Origin of the sequence: Methylobacterium sp. J-059, from assembly GCF_022829485.1 — a bacterium.
In the GTDB taxonomy this organism is placed as follows: Bacteria; Pseudomonadota; Alphaproteobacteria; order Rhizobiales; family Beijerinckiaceae; genus Methylobacterium.
Genome location: NZ_JAKSYA010000060.1, coordinates 1 through 18,579, shown reverse-complemented (window position 1 = coordinate 18,579; position 18,579 = coordinate 1). Strand labels below are relative to the sequence as shown.

At 72.2% G+C, this 18,579-nt stretch carries 20 protein-coding genes, 2 tRNA genes and 1 pseudogene; 11 read left to right on the top strand and 12 right to left on the bottom strand.

The window, feature by feature from the left end; genetic code table 11:
* The coding region (locus MKK55_RS06690; RefSeq protein WP_243933856.1) for a SelB C-terminal domain-containing protein at positions 1-775 on the top strand (775 nt) is incomplete at its 5' end.
* Positions 776-796: 21 nt separating this feature from the next.
* On the opposite strand, the gene MKK55_RS06685 is transcribed toward MKK55_RS06690, so the two are convergent.
* From MKK55_RS06685 to MKK55_RS06650, 8 genes are all read right to left on the bottom strand, one after another.
* Positions 797-2,095, bottom strand: a complete 1,299-nt coding sequence (locus MKK55_RS06685; RefSeq protein WP_147729116.1) for an MSMEG_0569 family flavin-dependent oxidoreductase — start codon at positions 2,093-2,095, stop codon at positions 797-799.
* A 106-nt stretch (positions 2,096-2,201) separates the two neighbouring features.
* Positions 2,202-2,480: an MSMEG_0570 family nitrogen starvation response protein gene (locus MKK55_RS06680; RefSeq protein ID WP_147729117.1), complete on the bottom strand. Its 279-nt coding sequence runs from the start codon at positions 2,478-2,480 to the stop codon at positions 2,202-2,204.
* A complete protein-coding gene (locus MKK55_RS06675) occupies positions 2,473-3,651 on the bottom strand; it encodes an MSMEG_0565 family glycosyltransferase (RefSeq protein ID WP_243933854.1) in 1,179 nt (392 codons plus the stop codon). Before MKK55_RS06675 ends, MKK55_RS06680 begins: the two co-directional genes overlap by 8 nt.
* 4 nt (positions 3,652-3,655) lie before the next feature.
* Positions 3,656-4,654 carry a sll0787 family AIR synthase-like protein gene (locus MKK55_RS06670; RefSeq protein WP_243933853.1) on the bottom strand — a complete coding sequence of 333 codons (999 nt, stop codon included), beginning with the start codon at positions 4,652-4,654 and terminating at the stop codon, positions 3,656-3,658.
* A complete protein-coding gene (locus MKK55_RS06665; protein WP_243933852.1) occupies positions 4,651-5,208 on the bottom strand; it encodes an MSMEG_0567/Sll0786 family nitrogen starvation N-acetyltransferase in 558 nt (185 codons plus the stop codon). Before MKK55_RS06665 ends, MKK55_RS06670 begins: the two co-directional genes overlap by 4 nt.
* A 1-nt stretch (position 5,209) precedes the next feature.
* A complete protein-coding gene (locus tag MKK55_RS06660; protein WP_243933860.1) occupies positions 5,210-6,256 on the bottom strand; it encodes an MSMEG_0568 family radical SAM protein in 1,047 nt (348 codons plus the stop codon).
* A complete protein-coding gene (locus MKK55_RS06655; RefSeq protein ID WP_243933851.1) occupies positions 6,249-7,355 on the bottom strand; it encodes a Nit6803 family nitrilase in 1,107 nt (368 codons plus the stop codon). Before MKK55_RS06655 ends, MKK55_RS06660 begins: the two co-directional genes overlap by 8 nt.
* Before the next feature lie 42 nt (positions 7,356-7,397).
* A complete protein-coding gene (locus MKK55_RS06650; protein ID WP_147729031.1) occupies positions 7,398-7,880 on the bottom strand; it encodes an MSMEG_0572/Sll0783 family nitrogen starvation response protein in 483 nt (160 codons plus the stop codon).
* A gap of 367 nt (positions 7,881-8,247) precedes the next feature.
* Between MKK55_RS06650 and MKK55_RS06645 the strand changes: the two genes are divergently transcribed.
* From MKK55_RS06645 to MKK55_RS06635, 3 genes are all read left to right on the top strand, one after another.
* A complete protein-coding gene (locus MKK55_RS06645; RefSeq protein ID WP_243933850.1) occupies positions 8,248-9,699 on the top strand; it encodes a PLP-dependent aminotransferase family protein in 1,452 nt (483 codons plus the stop codon).
* Positions 9,700-9,841: 142 nt separating this feature from the next.
* Entirely contained in the window at positions 9,842-10,297 is a 456-nt protein-coding gene (locus MKK55_RS06640; RefSeq protein ID WP_147729670.1) for an anaerobic typically selenocysteine-containing protein, read from the top strand.
* Between the two features lie 175 nt (positions 10,298-10,472).
* Positions 10,473-11,297, top strand: coding sequence for an SGNH/GDSL hydrolase family protein (locus tag MKK55_RS06635; RefSeq protein WP_405042981.1), 825 nt, complete (start codon positions 10,473-10,475; stop codon positions 11,295-11,297).
* A gap of 8 nt (positions 11,298-11,305) precedes the next feature.
* Here the strand turns inward: MKK55_RS06635 and MKK55_RS06630 are convergent, their stop codons facing one another.
* The gene (locus tag MKK55_RS06630) at positions 11,306-11,656 is read right to left on the bottom strand and encodes a DUF2171 domain-containing protein (RefSeq protein WP_147843660.1); all 351 of its coding nucleotides are present in this window, start codon (positions 11,654-11,656) and stop codon (positions 11,306-11,308) included.
* A gap of 259 nt (positions 11,657-11,915) precedes the next feature.
* On the opposite strand from MKK55_RS06630, the gene rocF reads away from it, so the two are divergent.
* The 4 genes from rocF to MKK55_RS06610 all read left to right on the top strand — a co-directional run bounded on the left by rocF (position 11,916) and on the right by MKK55_RS06610 (position 14,321).
* Entirely contained in the window at positions 11,916-12,863 is a 948-nt protein-coding gene (gene rocF, locus MKK55_RS06625; RefSeq protein WP_243933849.1) for an arginase, read from the top strand.
* Positions 12,860-13,744 carry an urease accessory protein UreD gene (locus tag MKK55_RS06620; protein ID WP_147843661.1) on the top strand — a complete coding sequence of 295 codons (885 nt, stop codon included), beginning with the start codon at positions 12,860-12,862 and terminating at the stop codon, positions 13,742-13,744. The genes rocF and MKK55_RS06620 overlap by 4 nt, the downstream gene beginning before the upstream one ends.
* 187 nt (positions 13,745-13,931) lie before the next feature.
* Positions 13,932-14,005: transfer RNA gene (locus MKK55_RS06615), tRNA-Cys, on the top strand.
* 240 nt (positions 14,006-14,245) lie between these two features.
* Positions 14,246-14,321: transfer RNA gene (locus MKK55_RS06610), tRNA-Asn, on the top strand.
* 489 nt (positions 14,322-14,810) lie between these two features.
* On the opposite strand, the gene MKK55_RS06605 is transcribed toward MKK55_RS06610, so the two are convergent.
* Together MKK55_RS06605 and MKK55_RS06600 are read right to left on the bottom strand one after the other, a co-directional pair.
* Entirely contained in the window at positions 14,811-15,350 is a 540-nt protein-coding gene (locus MKK55_RS06605) for a hypothetical protein (RefSeq protein ID WP_147728418.1), read from the bottom strand.
* Positions 15,350-15,844, bottom strand: coding sequence for a hypothetical protein (locus tag MKK55_RS06600; protein ID WP_187274893.1), 495 nt, complete (start codon positions 15,842-15,844; stop codon positions 15,350-15,352). Before MKK55_RS06600 ends, MKK55_RS06605 begins: the two co-directional genes overlap by 1 nt.
* 804 nt (positions 15,845-16,648) lie before the next feature.
* Between MKK55_RS06600 and MKK55_RS06595 the strand changes: the two genes are divergently transcribed.
* The 3 genes and pseudogenes from MKK55_RS06595 to MKK55_RS06580 all read left to right on the top strand — a co-directional run.
* Positions 16,649-16,858, top strand: coding sequence for a hypothetical protein (locus MKK55_RS06595; RefSeq protein ID WP_147728420.1), 210 nt, complete (start codon positions 16,649-16,651; stop codon positions 16,856-16,858).
* A complete protein-coding gene (locus MKK55_RS06590; protein ID WP_243933848.1) occupies positions 16,858-17,136 on the top strand; it encodes a hypothetical protein in 279 nt (92 codons plus the stop codon). Before MKK55_RS06595 ends, MKK55_RS06590 begins: the two co-directional genes overlap by 1 nt.
* A gap of 662 nt (positions 17,137-17,798) precedes the next feature.
* Positions 17,799-18,203 (top strand): annotated as a pseudogene (locus tag MKK55_RS06580) (porin family protein); the annotation flags it as partial.
* Between the two features lie 175 nt (positions 18,204-18,378).
* Here MKK55_RS06580 and MKK55_RS06575 read toward each other — a convergent pair.
* A partial coding sequence (locus MKK55_RS06575) for a hypothetical protein (protein ID WP_243933847.1) occupies positions 18,379-18,579 on the bottom strand: 201 nt, incomplete at its 5' end.

Sequence of the window (18,579 nt, the reverse complement as noted above, 5' to 3'; positions counted from 1 at the left end):
CGCCGGGCTCGCCGGCGGCGGGCCGGCCGAGGCGCTGGCGATCCGCCTCGCGCAGGCCGGCGCGGCCGGCGCCGGCCTGCGCGACCTCGCCCGCGTCAGCGGCACGGCGCCGGACCGGGTGCGGGCGCTGCTGCCGGCGCTCGGCGCCCGCGAGGTCGGCGAGCGCATCCTCGGCGGCCCGGCCTTCGCGAGCCTTCGCGACGCGATCCTGGCGGTGCTCGCCGGCCACCATCGCGACCAGCCGATGGAGCACGGGCTGCCGGCCGAGCGCATCGTCAAGGCGCTCGGCCTCGCCGAGCCGGTCGCCGCCGCGGCCCTGCGCGACCTCGTCGCCACCGGCGACGTCGCGCAAGGCGGCGCCCTCTTCCGCCGCGCGGCGTTCAACCCGGCCCGCAACGAGAGCGAGGTCGCCCGGCGCCTGGAAGCCGTGTTCCTCCAGGCCGGGCTCAACCCGCCCGACGAGGCGGAGGCGATCGGGCGCGACGTGCGCCGCCGCGAGGCGCTGACCTACCTCGTCGGCGCCGGCACGGTGATCCGCGCCGTCGACCGGGTGCAGCGCCGCGCCGTGCTGTTCCACAAGGCGGCGGTGGAGGAGGCCCGGGCCAAGCTCCGCACCGCCTTCCCCGGGGCGACCCAGCCCGAATCCGGCTTCCTCGCCCGCGAGGCGGGGGCGGCCTTGGGCATCTCGCGAAAATTCTCGATCCCGCTGCTCGAGCACCTCGACGCCACCGGCTTCACCCGCCGGGCCGGCGACCGGCGGGTGATCGTCGGGTAGGCCTTCGCGGAGGCCGCCGTCTCAGCTGGCGATCGGAAGCGGCTGCGCGGCGGCGGCTCCGGCGATCGCGTCGGCGAGGTAGGCGGTGTCCTGCGCGATGCCGGAGAAGCGCCCCGAGCCCCAGGTCCAGAGCCAGGGCATGCCGACGACGTAGAGCCCGTCCTGGGCGGTGACGCCGCGGCGGTGCACCGGCAGGCCGCGGCCGTCGAGGATGTCGGCCTCGACGAAGCCGAAATCGGCACGGAACCCCGTCGCCCAGATCACGCTGCGGATTCCGGCCGTCGCGAGGTCGAGCACGGGCTCGAACGGGCCGGGCTGCCAGACGGGGGCGTAGTGCGCCTCCTCCGGGGCCGCGATGCCGGCTGCCGCGATGTGCCGGTCGATGGCGGCCTGGATGCCGACATGGACCGCGTCCGCCCCGTCGAGGTTCTTCGCAAGATCGTCGGCGAAGGCGAGGCGGGGGCCGTCGATGCCCGTCAGCCGCCCGTGCAGGCGCATGCCTTCCAGGGCGAAGCGGCGCAGGTCGATGTCGCGCCCGCCGTCGCGGCCGGTGAGGTAGTGGTTGGCCTTGCGCCGGACCTCGTCCTTCAGCGGATGCTTCTCGACCGTGAGGTCGTACTGGCCCATCTCGGCGAGCCAGTCGACGGCGTCGCGCCCGCGGTAGACCCGCGGGCAGCGCGGCGCCGAACCGGTGACGAGATGCACCGTCCGGCCGGCCAGGTGCAGGTCCTCCGCGATCTGGCAGCCGGACTGGCCGGAGCCGACGACGAGCACCGCCCCGTCCGGCATCTGCGCCGGGTTGCGGTAGGCCGAGGAATGGACCTGCCGCACCTCCGCCGGCAGGCCCGCGGCCATCGCCGGGATCGCCGGCAGGTGGTAGCCGCTGATCGCCAGCACCACCGCGTCGGCGGTGTGGACCCCCTCCCCCGTGGCGACGGCGAATCCCCCCTCGGGCCGCGGGCGGATCGCCGCGACGCCGACGCCCTCGCGCAGGGGCGCCGCGATGTGGCGGGCATAGGCCTCGATGTAGCCGACGATTTCCTCCCGCCGCATGAAGCCGTGCGGGTCCCGGCCGTCATGGGACGGCCCGTCGTAGGGGAAGTCCGGCAACCGGCACTGCCAGTTCGGGGTGACGAGGCAGAAGCTGTCCCAGCGCTGGGTCCGCCAAGTGTGCGCGATGCGGTTCTTCTCGAAGACCACGTGGCGGATGTCGCGGTTGGCGAGCTGCCGGCTCATCGCGAGCCCGGCCTGGCCGCCGCCGACGACGATCACGGGCCAGTGCGCGGGCGAATGGGTGTCCGGCTCGGGCTGGCGGCTCATGGCGCGTCTCCTGGTCTCTGGCGAAGGCCCGCCCGCGTGCGGGCGGAGCGAACGGTCATTCCTCGCGAACGGTCATTCCTCGCGAACGATCATTCCTCGCGAACGGTCATTCCTCGAAGGCCTCGACGTGGACGGTGCCCGGCGCCTGCCGGCGCGCGCCCTCCTCGATCCGGGCGAGCTGCGCGAGCGCCCGGCCGCAGGGGAAGCCGTAGCGCTCGCGCACCCGTTCGCTCGCGATCCCGAGCGCGGTGCGGCTCAGCGCGACGAACTCAGCCAGCGGATAGTCCTGGCCGACCGCGAGGTGGTCCTTGATCACCAGGGAGGGCGAGTAGCAGGCCTCGCGGGCGCCGTCGGGCCAGCGGATGTGGAAGCGCATCTCAGGCATGGGACGTCTCCGGGCGCCGGCGCGCGCAGGCGGCGTAGGCCGGCAGGTGCCGCTCGGCGCAGAGCCGCCAGGGATGGGTCTTGGCGATCGCGAGCCCGGCCGGGATCAGGCGCGCCCGGACCTCCGGGTCGAGGGTGGCCTTCATCGCGCGGGCGATCGCGGCGGCGTCGTCGGGATCGACGAACAGGGCGTCGCGGGGCCCGAGATACTCGGTGAACGGCGCGCAGTCGGAGACGATCGCCGGGGTGCCGCTCGCCATCGCCTCGAGCACGCAGAGGCCGAACCCCTCGCTCAGCGACGGGAACACCAGGGCGTCGGCGCGGCGGTAGAGGGCCGGCATGACGGCCTGCGCCACCGGCCCGGTCTCGACCACCGCCTGCCCGGGCCCGACGGCGAGACCCGCCCGCGCCAGCGCGTCCCGGCAGCGGGCCCGGTAATCCGCGTGGTCGAGGAGCGAGGCGCCGCCCGCCACCACGAGCTGCGCCTCCGGGTGCGAGGCCCGGAACGCGGCGAACGCCGCGACGATGCCCAGCGTGTTCTTGCGCGCCTCGAAGCCGCCGACGGCGAGCAGCACCGGGCCGGTCCCGAGGCCGAAGCGCGCCGCGACCGCCGCGTCGTCGTCGGCCGGCTCGGGTGCGTAGGCGTCGGTGTCGATCCCGTTGCCGACGATCGTCGCCTCGGCCCCGTAATCGCTCGCGAGCACGCCCTTCCAGCCGGCGCTGACGCAGAGCAGCGCCTGCGCGTCCAGGATCGCCCGGTCCTGCCACTGCGCGAGCTGCGGATCGCTGAACGCGTCGACGTGGTGGACGGTGCGGACGAAGCCCGGGATCAGGCGGCGGCGGGCCAGGGTCGCGAGCGCGTTGCCGCCGATGCCGCAATGGGCGTGGAACAGGTCGAAGTCGCAGGCCGCCGGCGTCGCGAAATGGCGGAGGTAGTCGGCGATCCGCGCCCGGACGAGCTCGACCGTCGTCCCGGCCGCGGGCTTGGCCGCGACCGAGACGGTGGGGCAGCGCGCGGGGCGGAAGAAGCCGCCGCCGGTGGGGTCGGGGGCGTGCACGCTGGCCTCGTGCCCGAGCCCGCACAGCGCTTCCGCCAGCGCCAGGGCATGCACCACGCCGCCGCGCGGGTTGGTCGAATGCGTCAGGATCGCGATGCGCAGCTGCCGCGGCATGGGTTCACGCTCCCTCGCCGCGGGTCGCGCCGCAGCCGATCAGCGGCGAGCTGCCGAAATCCCACACCACCGCCTCCTCCGTCCCGCGCGCCATCCGCGCGACCCGGCTCGCGTCGAGGCTGCCGATCGCGGCGGCCGCGATCCCGCGTTCGGTGAAGCGCCCGACGACCGCGGGCGCCTCGGCGGGGGCGGCCGCGACGAGGTAGCCGAAGCTCGGAAAGGCGGTGAGCCAGCGCTCCAGCGCGACGCCGTCGGGGATCGGGAGCCGGTCGAGGTCGATCCGGCCGCCGACGCCGGAGCATTCCATCAGCATCAGCGCGGTGCCGACGAGCCCGGCCATGCTGATGTCCTTGGCGGCCCGCGCCAGGCCGTCGGCCGCGAGCCCCGCCAGGATCGCGACGTCGCCGCGCAGGCGCTCCGGCGGCGCGCCGGTCGCGGCGTCCCAGTACGGATGGGGCTCGCGGAAGCGCCCGCGCAGGTCGATGCCGGCGATCAGCACGTCCCCCGGGGCGGCGTCGAAGCTGGTGAGCAGGCGCCGGCCGGCCCGGCCGAGGATCGCCACCGCGAGGTGCTCGGCGCCGTTGTGGGTGTTGGTGTGGCCGCCGACCACCGGCACGCCGTAGGCCTCGGCGCCGGCCCGCAGGCCCGCGAGCACCGGGTCGGCGTGGTCCTGGTCGCGGCTCCACAGGGCGTCGACCACCGCGACCGGCGTCCCGCCCATCGCCGCGATGTCGCTGACGTTGACCATCACGCCGCAGAATCCGGCGAAGTACGGGTCGGCGGCGACGAACCCGTCGAGGAAGCCCTCGATCGCCAGCAGGAGGTGCCCGTCGCCGTCGGGGATCGCGGCGCAGTCGTCCCCGGCCGGGACCGCGAGGCCGCGCGCGCCGAGCCGGCCGATCCCGAGCCTCCCGACGACCGCGTCGATGTCGCGCTTGTGCGCCAGCCCGCGGCTTTCGCGGACGGCGCGGGCGATGGCGTCGAGGCTGGGGGGCGCCGTCACGCGGCCGTCGCCGGCCGGCCGCGCGGCAGGGTGACGAGCCCGTGCTCGGGATCGTGCATCGGCGGGTAGTGGGCGAGGTCGGCCCGCATCAGCCGGTGCGGCCGGCCGTGCAGGTCGACCGCGCCGAGGTCGTCCCAGTGCAGGCCGGCGAACAGGGCGGCGTTGCCGGCCTGGACGTGGGCGAGGAAGCGCGTGCAGCCGCGCGCATGGGCCGAGGACACCGCGACCCGGATCAGCCCGGCGCCGAGCGCCCCGACCCGGCGATGCCCGCGCTCGACGGCGAGCCGCGAGCCCCACCACTCGCCGGGCGTCTCCGGCGCCGCATGGATGCGGACGGTGCCGACGACCGCGTCCGGGTCGCCGCCGAGCGTCGACAGGGCGCAGATCGGGATCGCGTGCGCATCGAGCGCATCCGCGTCGCTCCCCGCGAAGAGGCCCTGCTCGGCGCAGAACACCGCGCGGCGCAGGCGCGCGCAGGCGCGCCGCTCCCAGGGGGCGGTGGCGAACTTCACATGGAACAGGCTCGCGCGATACGGGGCGACCGGCTCGAACATCTCAAGGCCTCCGCTCGTAGGCGGAGAGCGCCGAGCAGGCGCCGCAGCGGCCGCAGCCGGCCTTGATGTCGGCCGAGCGGAGGTCGGCCCGCGCCAGCATCCCGGCCAGCGGCTTCAGGATCGCGTGCATGAAGTCGGGGGACGGGGCCGGGTGGCTTTCCAGCGGCGTGCCCGAGATCGGCACGAACGGCACCACGAACGGGTAGACCCCCAGCGCCACGAGCCGCTCGGCCATCCCGAGGATCGCCTCGGGCGCGTCGCCGAGGCCCGCGAGGATGTAGGTCGAGACCTGGCCCCGCCCGAACACCGGCACCGCGGCCGCGAAGGCCTCGAGATAGCGCTCCAGCGGGACGCTCGCCTTGCCGGGCATGATCCGGCTGCGGACCTCCGGCGTCACCGCCTCGAGGTGCATGCCCAGCGCGTCGATGCCCGAGGCCCGCATGCGGGAGAACCAGCGGTCGTCGTCGGGCGGCTCGCACTGCGCCTGGATCGGCAGGTCCACCGCGGCCTTCACCGCGAAGGCGCTCTCGCACAGGACCGCGGCGCCGCGGTCGGTGGCGTTCGGCGTGCCGGTGGTCATCACCATGTGCTTGACGCCGTCGAGCAGCACCGCGGCGCGGGCCACCTCGGCGAGCTGCTGCGGGCTCTTGTGCGCGACCGTGCGGCCGGCCGCCAGCGACTGGCCGATCGCGCAGAACTGGCAGGTCCTCGTGCGGCTCTGGTAGCGGATGCAGGTCTGCAGCACGGTGGTCGCGAGGACGTCGCGCCCGTGCAGCACCGCGATCTTGGAATACGGCACCCCGTCGAAGGTCTGGAGCGCGTAGAAGCGCGGCTTGTCCGGGAAGGTCACCCGCCCGACCACCGCGCCGTCGTGCTCGATCAGGCTGAACCCGTCCGGCCCCGGGCGCTGCACGAGGAAGGGCGATTCGAAGGCGGTGGCGGTGTGGACCGGCACCATCACCGTGCGGCCCGAGATCGTCATCGCCTTGTGGTCGGAGGGGCCGGCCCCGCCGCGCCGACTCTGGACGCCGGGGCGGCTGTCAGCCAGCCGGACTCCGTAGGATTGCAGCGCGTTGATCAGCCGCTCGGTCGGAAGGCCGGGCGCCGCCGGGCCCGGAGCCGGGGAGGCCGGCGACGGGGCGGTCGAACCGGTCAGGAGCGGGCTGTCCATGGTCTGAACTCCGGGTCGTCGCGGGAAGGTGGTTCGTCGCGGGAGGCGTCGTCGTCACGGGAAGCGCCGGGCGCGCGTCGTGGTTGAGGCTGAGCAGCTCGGGCCGGGCGTAATGGCCGACCGAGTCCATCATCCGCTTGCGCTTGGTCACGAGCGCGAGGTCCATGTCGGCGATCACGAGCCCCTCGCCCGCGCGCAGGGGCTCGGCGAGCAGCCGCCCTTCCGGCGAGACGATCGCCGTGAAGCAGCCGCCGCGCATCGCGCCCCGCAAGCTCTCCTCCGGGCAGGCCTTGGCGATCTGGTCCTCGGAGAGCCATCCGGTGGCGTTGACCACGAAGCAGGCGGCTTCGAGCGCGTGGTGGCGGATGGTCACCTCCATCTGGTCGGCGAAGACCTGGCCGACCAGCGAGCCCGGGAACTGGGCCGCGTGGATCTCCTCGTGCTGGGCCATCAGGCAGTAGCGGGCGAGCGGGTTGTAGTGCTCCCAGCAGGCGAGCGCGCCGACGCGGCCGACGGCGGTGTCAACCACGGTGAGACCCGCCCCGTCGCCCTGCCCCCAGATCATGCGCTCGTGGTAGGTCGGCGTGATCTTGCGGCGCTTGAGCGCCAGGCTGCCGTCGGCGTCGAAGATCAGCTGCGCGTTGTAGAGCGTGCCGTGGTCGCGCTCGTTGACGCCGAGCACGATCACCATGCCGTGGCGGCGGGCGGCGGCCGAGACCGCCTCGGTGACGGGGCCGGGCACCACGACCGCGTGCGCGTAGAGCCGCAGGTGCTCCGCCCCCTGCATCGCCGGCGGGCTGACGAAGGAGAAGTACGGGTAGTACGGCACGAAGGTCTCGGGGAAGACGACGAAGCGCGCCCCCTTCCCCGCCGCGTCCGCGACCGCGTTCAGCACGCGCTCCAGGGTGTTCTCGGGCCGGTCCAGGTCCGGCGCGATCTGGACCGCGGCGGCCCGGACGATGCGCGGCTCCGCCATTGTCCGCCTCCTCGCTCGTGATGGGTGCCGGCGGCCGGCCGCTCAGACGGTCCAGGTGTCGATGATCACGGCGTTGTCGCGCTTGTGCAGCAGCACGATGTCGAGGACGTCGGTCGGCGCGATCGGGCGGATGCCCTCGATCAGCGAGGGCTCGCCGTGGCCGTAGAGCGCCTGGAGCGCGAAGCGGCAGGCATAGACCTTGCCGCCCTCGGCGATGAACTTCGCGATCTGGTTGTTCATGTTGAGGTGGCCCGGGAACGCCTCGTCGCCGAGCGTCGGGAAGCCGCGCTGGATGCCCAGCGTCACGCCGGGGCCGTAGAGCAGCACCGAGGTGTCGAAGCCCTTGCGCTGGAGGCGCGTGGCCTGGAGCAGGTTCACGAAGCCGATCGAGCCCTCGAACGCGACGGTGTGGAAGGTCACCAGGGCCTTCTGCCCCGGCTCGGCCTTCACGTCCTCGAAGACCTTCTCCTCGTAATCGACGAAGTAATCGCCCTTCTTGTGCTTGTCGGTGCTGACGGCAGGCATCGGCCGCACTCCCTCTTGAGCATCGCGACCTGCGGCGGATCGAATGATCCCGGCCGCAGGTTCAATCGAGGATGGCAATCCCCGTGCCAGCGAGACGCCGACGACGCGCCGTTTCGGCGCCCGGTGCGGGATGCGGTCAATCATGCGGTCAATGGTCGATGCGGCGCGATCGACGTCTGTTTGGAAACGTCGCCGAACGACGCGGCATCTGCCGATAAAATGGGCGCCATTATTGTGAATTCTCTGGCGAGTACTTGACCGGATTGACCGTATCGCTCGCGCGGTTCGCAGCGCTCGGGCGTGCGGCACGCCGATTGCTCCCGATCAATCGACGATTGACTGCATCCTGACCGGTCGGGAGGCGAACATGAGCCGCGCGACGCCGAAATCACGCGTCTCCGGGGCGCCCGCTCCGGGATCGCGCCCGGAAGACGGCTGGTGCCCCGACCTGCGGCGCTTCGGCAAGCCGCACTACCTCGCCATCGTCGAGGCGATCGCCGAGGACGTCCGCACGGGAAAGCTCGCGGTCGCCGAGCGCCTGCCGCCGCAGCGGGTGCTCGCGGCCCGCCTCGCCCTGAACTTCACCACGGTGGCCCGCGGCTACGTGGAGGCGCAAAGCCGCGGCCTCGTCGAGTCGCGGGTCGGCCAGGGCACCTTCGTGTGCGATCCGGCGCGCAGCCTCCAGGCGCCCCGCCCGGCCCTGCCGCGCCGCCGCGGCGCGGTCGACTTCTCGATGAACCTGCCGCCCGAGCCCGACGACCCGCGGCTGCAGGCGCGGATGCGGGCCGGCGTCGCGGCGATCGCCGACGACCTGCCCAACCTCCTGCGCTACCAGGGCTTCGGCGGCACCGACGCCGACAAGGAGGCCGGCGGGCTCTGGCTCGCGCGGCGCGGGGTCGTCGCCGGCCACGACCGGCTCCTGCTCTGCCCCGGCGCGCACAGCGCCCTCGACGCGATCCTCGGCTCGGTGGCGCAGGCCGGCGACGTGCTCTGCACCGAGGCGCTGACCTATGCCGGCATCCGCTCGCTCGCGGCCCATCGCGGCCTGCGGCTCGTCGGCCTGCCGACGGACGCGGACGGGCTGGAGCCCGACGCCTTCGCGGCCGCCTGCACCCGGCTCGCGCCCAAGGCGCTCTACCTCAACCCGACGCTGCAGAACCCGACCACCCAGACGATCGGCCGGGGCCGGCGCGAGGCGATCCTCGCGGTGGCGCGCCGCTACGACGTGGCGATCGTCGAGGACGACGCCTACGGCTTCGTCTGCCCGGATCCGCCCCCGAGCTTCCAGCAGCTGGCCCCCGAGATCACCTACTACGTCGCCGGCCTCGCCAAGTGCCTCGGGGCCGGGCTGCGCCTCGCCTACTGCGTCGCGCCGAGCGCCCGCGCGGCGCTGCCGCTGGCCTCGACCCTGCGCGCGGCGACCGTGATGGCCTCGCCGCTCACCACGGCGCTCGCCACGCGCTGGATCCTCGACGGCACCGGCGAGGCGGTGCTCGGCTTCGTCCGCACCGAGTCGCAGGCGCGCCAGGCCATCGCCACCCGCCTGCTGCCGGGGGAGCTGGTCCGCTCCGATCCGAACGGCTTCCATCTCTGGATGCGGCTGCCCGAGGGCTGGACCCGCTCGGCCTTCGCCAGCCAGGGCCGCGCCGCCGGGCTCGGCGTCGTCGCGAGCGACGCCTTCTGCGCCGCGGGCCCCGCCCCCGAGGCGGTGCGGATCTGCCTCGGCGGCGTCGGCGCCCGCGCCGAGGTCGCCCAGGCGCTCGAGGTGCTGGCTCACGCGCTCGGGCGCGCGCCGACGCTCGCCTCCGCCTACATCTGAGCGCCTGCCCGACCCCGTCTCGAGCCGCCGGTGCGGCGTCGCGTGCCGGAACTCGCCGGCGCCTGCTGCCATTCCGCTCCTATCCCGAGGCCGCGCGACCCCGCGCGATGCCCTTCGCTCACGCTTCTCCGGACGGACCTTCATGCAGCATCTTCGACGCGACCTCGCCGCGGCCGCCCTCCTCGTCCTCGGGACCGCCGCGGGCCATGCCCAGGGCAAGCCCCTGCCCGCGCCGTCGAGCGCCGTGATGCCGCCGGTCGAGCTGACGATCACCGCCGAGGGCGGCAAGCCGGTCTGCGCGCCGGCGGAGCTGCGCCTGCCCGCCAACACCGACGTCGCGCTGCACGTGGTCAGCCACGCCGACACGCCGGTGACGATCACAGCGGCGGGGCTGTTCGAGAACGGCCACGTGCTCCATGCCGACGGCGACCTCGTCCACGTGGCGAGCGAGAAGGGCTACCTGATCAAGCGGGACGGCCAGGGCACCCTGCGCGTGCGGACGCTCGAGGCCGGCGACCACGACTTCGCCTGCACCAGCACGGCCAACAAGAACGCGCCGTTCGTGGGCAAGCTCGTGCTCACGCCGCCGGCGAACTGATCGGCGAAGCCGACGAGCCGCGGCGCGGGCGTCCGAACAGGTATCACCGGAATTCAGCCTTAATTTTGCGTTACGAATTCAATCGGAATTCAACAGGTGTTGCAGACGGGACCTTTCGGTCGGCCCCGTAGGATCGTATTCGGATCCCGCAAGCCCGAACGCTCCGATGGTGCCCGTGCCGAACACCGCGTCCGCCCGCCGCGTCACGAAACCCCTGCGGGGACTGATTCGCGGCGTCGCCCTGCTCACCGGGTTGTTCGTCCTGCCGAGCGCGGTGCTCGCCTACGCCGACCTCCTCCCGGCCCCGTTCGATTTCGGCCTCGGCGATGCGGTCGCCGAGATCGACCTGCCGCACGTCGCCCGGCAGATCGCCATCGGCGCACCGCTGCGCATCGTCGCCTTCGGCTCGTCCTCGACCGAGGGCATCGGCGCCAGCACGCCGGCCAACGCCTATCCCGCCCGCCTGCAGGCGGATCTCCGCGCCGCCCTGCCGAGCGTCGCCGCGAGCATCACGGTGCTGAACCGCGGCATCGGCGGCGAGCACGTCGACGACATGCTGCGCCGGCTCGAGCGGGACGTGATCGCCGCCGAGCCGCAGCTCGTGATCTGGCAGACCGGCAGCAACGACCCGCTGCGCGGCGTCACCATCGAGCATTTCCGCGAGGCGACGGTCAGCGCCGTGCGCCGGATGCAGGAGGCCGGCATCGACGTCGTGCTGATGGAGCCGCAATGGTGCCCGAAGCTCGACGCCACCCCCGGCTCCGACCGCTTCCGCGACGCGGTGCGCGAGATCGGCGACGCGCTCGACGTGCCGGTGATCCGCCGCGCCGACCTGATGCGCGGCTGGATCCGCGACGGCAAGCTGACCCACAGCCAGCTCTTCTCCGCCGACGGCCTGCACATGGCCGACCGCGGCTACGCCATGCTCGCCAAGGCCGCCGCCGCCGCGATCATCGAGGATGCCGGCCGCGTCCAGGTCACCGAGGCGGTCGCCGAGTAGCGCCCGGCTCAGCGCTTCGGCCCGTCCGTCGGCTTGTCCGCCCGATCCCACTGCGCCTTCGCCTCGGCCGCCGGCTTCGTCAGCAGCACCTTGCCGTCCACCGTGCCGATCCACGCGATCGGCACGGCGTGATGGCGTCCGCCGGCATCCCGGTCGGTCTCGGCCAGGACGATGGTGCCGTTCTCGACCTTGTCGACGGTGCCGACATGCGCCCCGTCGGCGCCGACCACCTCCATGTGCTCGGCGATGCGGGCGGCGCCCGCCGCCGGCGTGGTCTGCGCCACGGCCGCGGGCGCGAGCAGGATCGCCGCGGCGGAGGCGAAAGCGCGGCACCCGACGGTCTGCAAACGGTTCGGCATGGGCGATCTCCCTCGCTGCGCCGCGGCCGGCGTCCCTCCCAACCGCCCGGGGCCCCGCCCGTTTCCCGCGCCGGGCCGGCCGCTGGCCCGCGGCTTGCGCATGCCCTATCGCGGCGTGAGCCTTCGCATGGCAGGCCTTGGTGTCGCCGGCCGCTCCCGGCCGAGGCCCGAGGCGGCGGCCCCGACACGGGCTCGTCGCGCAAGCGTGTCACGCCGCACGGCGCAGGAACCGGCCCGGTTCCGTACGGACGAGGTGGGGATGGACGGCCCGGAACGTATCGCGATCCTCGGCGCGCCGACGGAGGTCGGCACCAGCGAGCCCGGCTCCGTGATGGGCCCGGCCGCCCTGCGCACCGCGGGCCTCGTCCGCACCCTGCGCGACCTCGGCCACGCGGTGGCCGACCATGGCGATGCGGTGCCCGACGGGCCGGCCGACGCGGTCGGCAGGCCCGCGGTCGCGGCCTGGACCCGGGTGCTCGCCCGCCAGGTCGAGGCCGCCCTCGACGCGGGCGACCTGCCCGTGGTCGTCGGCGGGGATCACAGCCTGTCGCTCGGGACCGTCGAGGGGGCGATGCGCCACTGCGCGCGGACCGGCCGGCCGCTCTTCGTGCTCTGGCTCGACGCGCATGCCGACTTCAACACCCCGGAGACCTCGCCTTCGGGGAACCTGCACGGCATGCCGCTGGCGGCGCTCTGCGGCGAGCCGGGCCTGTCCGACCTGTTCGCCGACCCCGACCGCCCGGCCCTCGACCCGACCCGCGTCCACCTGTTCGGCCTGCGCTCGATCGATGCCGGCGAGCGGGCCCTCGTGGCCGCGCGCAACGTCGAGGTCACCGACATGCGCCACATCGACGAGTTCGGCGTCGTGGCGCCGCTCCGGCGCAGCCTGGAGCGGGTCGCCGAGGCCTCGGGCCACCTCCATGTCAGCTTCGACATCGACTTCCTCGATCCCGGCCTCGCGCCGGCCGTCGGCACCACGGTGCCCGGCGGGGCCACGTTCCGCGAGGCGCACCTGATCATGGAGATGCTGCACGATTCCGGCCTCGTCGGCTCGCTCGACGTGGTCGAGCTCAACCCGTTCCTGGACGAGCGCGGCCGCAGCGCCTGCGTGCTGGTTGAGCTGGTCGCGAGCCTGTTCGGCCGCCGCATCCTCGACCGCCCGACCCCGCCGATCGCCGCCGTGCCTGCGCCCGCGACGCGCGGATGAGCGACCGGCTCGCCGTTTCGGACCGGACCGACGCCGTCTCGCCCGAGACCGCGCCGGCGCGCCAGCGCTCGGTCGGCCGGGTGATGCTGCGCGTCGCCGCCGACGGCGCCGGCACGGCGACGCGGATCGCGGACCTCGCCGAATCCGGCCCCTCGCGCCTGCGCTTCCCGCGCGCGCATGGGGGCGCCGCGGAGGCGATCCTGGTCAACACCGCCGGCGGGATCGCCTGCGGCGACGACTTCGCGGTCTCGCTCGCGCTCGAGGCCGGGGCCGGCCTCGTCCTCACCACGACCGCGGCGGAGAAGATCTACCGCTCGGACGGGCCGGTGAGCCAAATCGCGAACCGCGTCGCCCTCGGCCCGGGGGCCCGGCTGGCCTGGCTGCCGCAGGAGACGATCGTGTTCGACCGCGCCCGCCTGCGGCGGCGCTTCGAGGCCGATCTCGCCCCCGATGCCGGGCTCCTGGTGTTCGAGGCCGTGGCCTTCGGCCGGGCCGCCCGCGGCGAGCGGGTGGAGGCGGGGCTGTTCGAGGACGTCTGGCGCATCCGGCGGGGCGGCCGCCTCGTCTACGCCGACAGCCTGCGCCTCGACGGGCCGATCGCCGCCCGCCTCGCGCGGCCCGCGATCGGCGGCGGCGCCAGGGCCTGCGCGACGGTGCTCGACCTCTCCCCCGGGGCGGAGGCGCGCCTGGACGAGGCCCGGGGCCTGCTGGCGGAATGCGGCGCGAACGCCGGCTCGGGGGTCGAGGCCGGCGCGAGCGCCTGGAACGGCCACCTCGCGATCCGCCTCCTCGCCACCGATCTCGGGCCGCTGCGCGCCGTCGCCGCCCGCCTGCTCGTCCGCTACCGCGGCGTGGCGCTCCCGCGGGTGTGGCAGGCCTGAGGGCTCGGCGGCTTTCGACGGCCGGCGCTCCTTCGAAAGCGCGAATGCCCGACGATCCTGCGGAGATACGGCCTCGCGCCCGTTGCTCAGCGCCCGCCTCGTCTGCTAGAGACCCCTCACCCCGCGCCGGCCGCCCGGCACGGGATCTTGCGGGCGCCCCGTTTCGACGGCCGCGCCGGAGCGACGAGGCCTCGTGGCGGAGTGGTTACGCAGAGGACTGCAAATCCTTGCACCCCGGTTCGATTCCGGGCGAGGCCTCCACGTCACGTCCTCCCATCTACTTTTCCTTGACCCATCCCCGGCGATCGATCGCAGGCGCCGCGCGTCCTCCGGCATCGCGACGCGAAGCCTGAGCCTCGTGGCGCGGCCGCCTCGTGGCCCCGGCGCAACGCTGTTGCCGAGGTTCCATTCGCGCCGCCCGAGGCAGCCCGCGCGAAATGCAAAACATCCACCCGAGGCCCTTGCGCGCCGTACCGACGCTGTGTAGATCACCCCCTGTGATCCCCGATAGCTCAGTTGGTAGAGCAGGCGACTGTTAATCGCCTTGTCGCAGGTTCGAGTCCTGCTCGGGGAGCCATAACTTCTCCAAGCCATTTTTCGGATTGATCTTTTCGCTCTGAACCCCGCACCGGTTCAGGAGAAGCGGAGATGGACATTCGAGCTGCTGCCCTCTTTGCGGCCCGCTCGGCGAGTTTCGCTCGGTCGGCTCCGCGCAGGTAGGTCGCGCGCTCGCAGCTCCCCTCAGCCCATCCAAATCAGGCGTTCCATTCGGCCTCCGTGGCGCCCTCCTCCGCCGCGCGCCCGCCTTGCGCAGACCGTGCGCTGCGCCAGCTCGCAGCATCACTCCGAACCGCGGCGCATATTGCGGACCGGGCGGTCATCGCCGCCTTCCTCGAGGACGCGGCGACGACCATGGCCGCTCACAACCCGCTGTCTCGAACGAACGCGGGCGCTCGGCGCCACTGGACCGGGCGGCAACTGAGAATTCGCATCGTTCGGCCGCCGATGCCCACGGTGGGCCGGAGGCTCGGTTCGATGCCCTGCCACCTCACGGCAGTTGATACGGTCAGGTCGGATCTTCGGTCAGGTCTTTGAACTCGTCCTTGAGGCAAGCATGCACGCGCCTGAGCCATAGCTGAGCTTCAGCCTCTTCAGCCTTGGCGGCCTCTGCCTGCTTCTCTGCAAGCTTCGCCCTGGCTTCCGACAGCCGAGCCAGTTCCTCAGCCCTCTCGGCACGGGCGATGGCCGCGGCCGCTGAAGCTTCGGCAGCCTCGGCGCGCCGTTCGGCCTCCTCGGTCTGCTTGAGGCTACGGCGAATGATCGACTGAGACTGGCGGGACACCTCCTGCGCGAAATCGCGTGCCCGGCGCACGCGGTCTCCAACGTCGCGGATCAGGTCGAGCGCGGCAGGCCAGTCGGTTTCGCCAGGACCGACATCCGCAAGCCTTGGCGGTGAGATGCCCGGCTCCACGAAGAGGGGTACGATCTTGCTGACGGACTGCAGCCCGGCCGCCAGCTCGGAGCTGCTGCGCCAAGCATCGTCGGCCGGGATATCACGTCCGGCCGGGCGGACGGTGATTGCAGGACGCTGAGCTGAGTTCGGCATCACGCAGTTCTCTTCACATCCGGCTCAAGGGTGAACTCGCTCGCGATCGTGTCGTAGACGCGTGTGAGCCACTCCTCCGCGATCCGCGCTCGCTCTTCGGCCGCCTTTACCCTCTCGTCGGCCAGCTTCAGCATGGCGTCGGCACGGCTCTGAATTTCAGCGGTGCGCGCCTCAGCGACTCGGACCCGCTCGGCGGCGTTGCGGACATCTTCGCGGACGCGGTCAAGCACCTCCTGGACGCGCAGCTCCTGTTCTTGAGCCTGCGCCTCGACCTCGCGGGCGTGATTGGCCGCATGCCGAACCCGCTCGATCAGCTTCGACCAATCCTGTGGCGAGGAACGACGGGTGGGAGCGCCTCCACCACCGATGTCGTCGAGAGGCCCGACCAACCTCAACACGTTGGCCAGGTGGGTGTCGGTCGAGGAGGTCACATTCGTAGGCGCTTCGAGTTCGGAGGGGCTCTCCCAGGGGTATCGCTTGCTCGGACCCGTCATGACGCTTTCATTTCGCCTGGCTTCGTTCCGGAACCGCTATCCCGGGCTCACGGTGTGAGCATGTCCAAGAAGCCTAAAATATACTGATGTGTCTACCTGGCGCGCTTCTTATTGCCTTTAATTGATATCGCTTCCGCGCGGCGGTTCTTTATTGAGAGACCGTTGTGGCGGTTGAAACACAACATGCCGAGGAGCGCTGACATATGTAGCGTCAGATGCTCGATAACCTCGGCGCTCAGATCTGCCACCGTTGCCGGAAGCCCGCTCGCTCTCGGGGGTATGGACTCCCGACACGGGCGTCGCACAAACAGCCGCTGGCACCCAACCCCTCGTGCTCCCCCGCTACTCCCAGTCGGCGGCCGATCCTTCGGCAGCCGCTCCAGGAACGTGGCCGGGGCCTTCCAGCCAACCTCCGCGCCGTTCGGATCGCCCCGATCCGGCGGCACGTAGCGACCGCGGTTGTCCTTCAGGCGCCGTCCCTCGCGAGAGGCATCGGCGTGGCTCCGTTGAATGGAGCCCCTACGATCCGGCCGGCGTATGAAAGTCGAAATGGCGTGCGCGGTCAGCGGTCGAAAATAATTTTCGGCAGCCGCTGACGGAATCGGGTTGCGCCTTACCCTGTCGGCCCGTGTACGCACTGGGTCCGCCCAACGTCGGGTCACGAGGGTGCGAGAGCAGGTTGTCGGCTGGAATGTAGGCGGCGGCCCTGCTCGAAGGGGCAAACAGGACCGTCGCAACAGATCGAGCGACCTGCTGGCCGCGGATGCGGCGGCGTCCACGGTGGATCAGATGGGTTGCTGAGGGATGAGCGACGAGACGACGGCTCTGGTCCTAGCGCTCGCGACCGAGAACGCGGAATTGCGCGCGGCGCTCGCCGAGGCTCAGGAACTCTTAATCGAGACCGCCGTCGATGCCGGCGAGATGCATGCCCGTGTCGAGGAATTGCAGATGGAGTTGGCCGTGGCACGTGCGGACCGTGATGCCTGGATGATCCGCGCGAGGCGGCAGGCCTGATGATCGACCCCTATACCTGCCAGCCACGCGATACGGAATTTCGGACCCTGCTGGGAGCGCTCGACGACAACCTGCGGACGCGCACCATCCACAACCTGGCCAGGCTTCGCGTCGATCGCGAGGGCGGCGAGGGTACGTATCGGGACATGCTGGCCCTGATCGCCGCCGGGGGCACCGGCGCGCTCGCGGCCCAGCGTGCCCTGGACCGTGTCCACGAGAGAGCCGAGAGGAACCTCTCGGACGTCCTGGCGGCCTTAGCAGAGGCCAGCGCCACCTGACGGCTCGGGACGGATTTGCCGACCGCGAATGCGGCGCAGACCACAGCCGGCAGATCGATGGCCGCCGAGCTATCCAGACCGCTGTTCCTACCCGATCGACGGGCGCGAGCTGTCGGCCATGGTCCGGTTCCGGCGTGCCGGCGGCGCCTGCGAGGGCTGCGGACGACCGCATGGGCACATGGTCTCCCACCTGGGCGACGGGCGGTGGCGGAATGCCGAGGTTGGCGCCTGGCGTGACGGGAAGGGCAAGAGCCTCACCGTGCTGCCGCGTGAACCACGACCGGCCCGAGCATCAGCGGCGGCGAACGCCGTTCCGGCGCCGTGCGCTGGGCGACCTATTCGGTGGCACCGAACTGCGCCCACGGGCCAGCCAGGCGCCCGACTGCAGCGCCCTCGAAGCGGATCCCTTCGGCAGTCAGTCAGGGTGTGAACTTTGGGGGTAACGCGCGTAGTGCGACCCAGGAAAGCCAGGCCGAGACAGCAGGGCTGTTTGCCCACCAGGGACTTACGTGAAAGCGTGCGGATGGCGGGGCGCGCCTCATGATGCGAGGGCGTGATTGGATCAGAATAGAGGGATTGCAGGTGTGTCTTAGTCGCTACAGCAACTGCGCGGGAAAAGGGTATCTAGCAGTCAACTAGGCACACCGATCGGCACCCGACATATGAACAAGATCCTTACGTCCCTCGCAGCCTTCACGGCTCTCACCGCTGCCGCGTCCGCCGCCGACCTTCCGCGTCGCGCCCCGCCGCCGGTGTTCACCCCGGTTCCGGTGTTCACCTGGACGGGCGCCTACTTCGGTATCAATGCCGGCTACGGCTTCGATGCCAACGACAACCGCGGCGCCACCGTCGTCGGTGTCTCGCCGCAGAACGCGATCTTCGCCGGCCCGGCCGGTGGTAACCGCGCTGGCGTGCTCGCCTTCGGCGGCAGCCGCGGCAACGACGGCTTCACCGGCGGTGGCCAGGTCGGCTACAACTACCAGTTCACCCCGGGCGCGGGCGTCGTGATCGGCATCGAGGCCGACGCGCAGTACGTCGACTTCGGCCAGAACCGCAACAACAGCACCGAGTTCGCCGTCGTGCGCGCCGGCCTGAACTACAAGTTCGGCTCGTACTAGCACCTTCGGCCATTCTTTTGGCCTAGGGATCCCCAGCCCTATCAGACTGGCCGCTAGGTCGAACAACGCCGCAGGAGCAAGCCTCCTGGGGCGTTTATTGTTTCAGGATCTCGCTGTCTAAGACTCAGATCGGCAACAAGAAAAGCGCGCCAGTTAGTGCGTGCTCGAAGTTGTTTTGTAGATCGAATGGACCTATCTGGATATTAGATAAAACCAGATGCCCTGCAATAGGCTCGTTGTAGCATTCTATTGGTTTCTCGGAGTTGTCCCCGCTACCGCTGTGTCCTTGTCCAGACCCCACGCCATCGGTGTCGCCGATCCACGG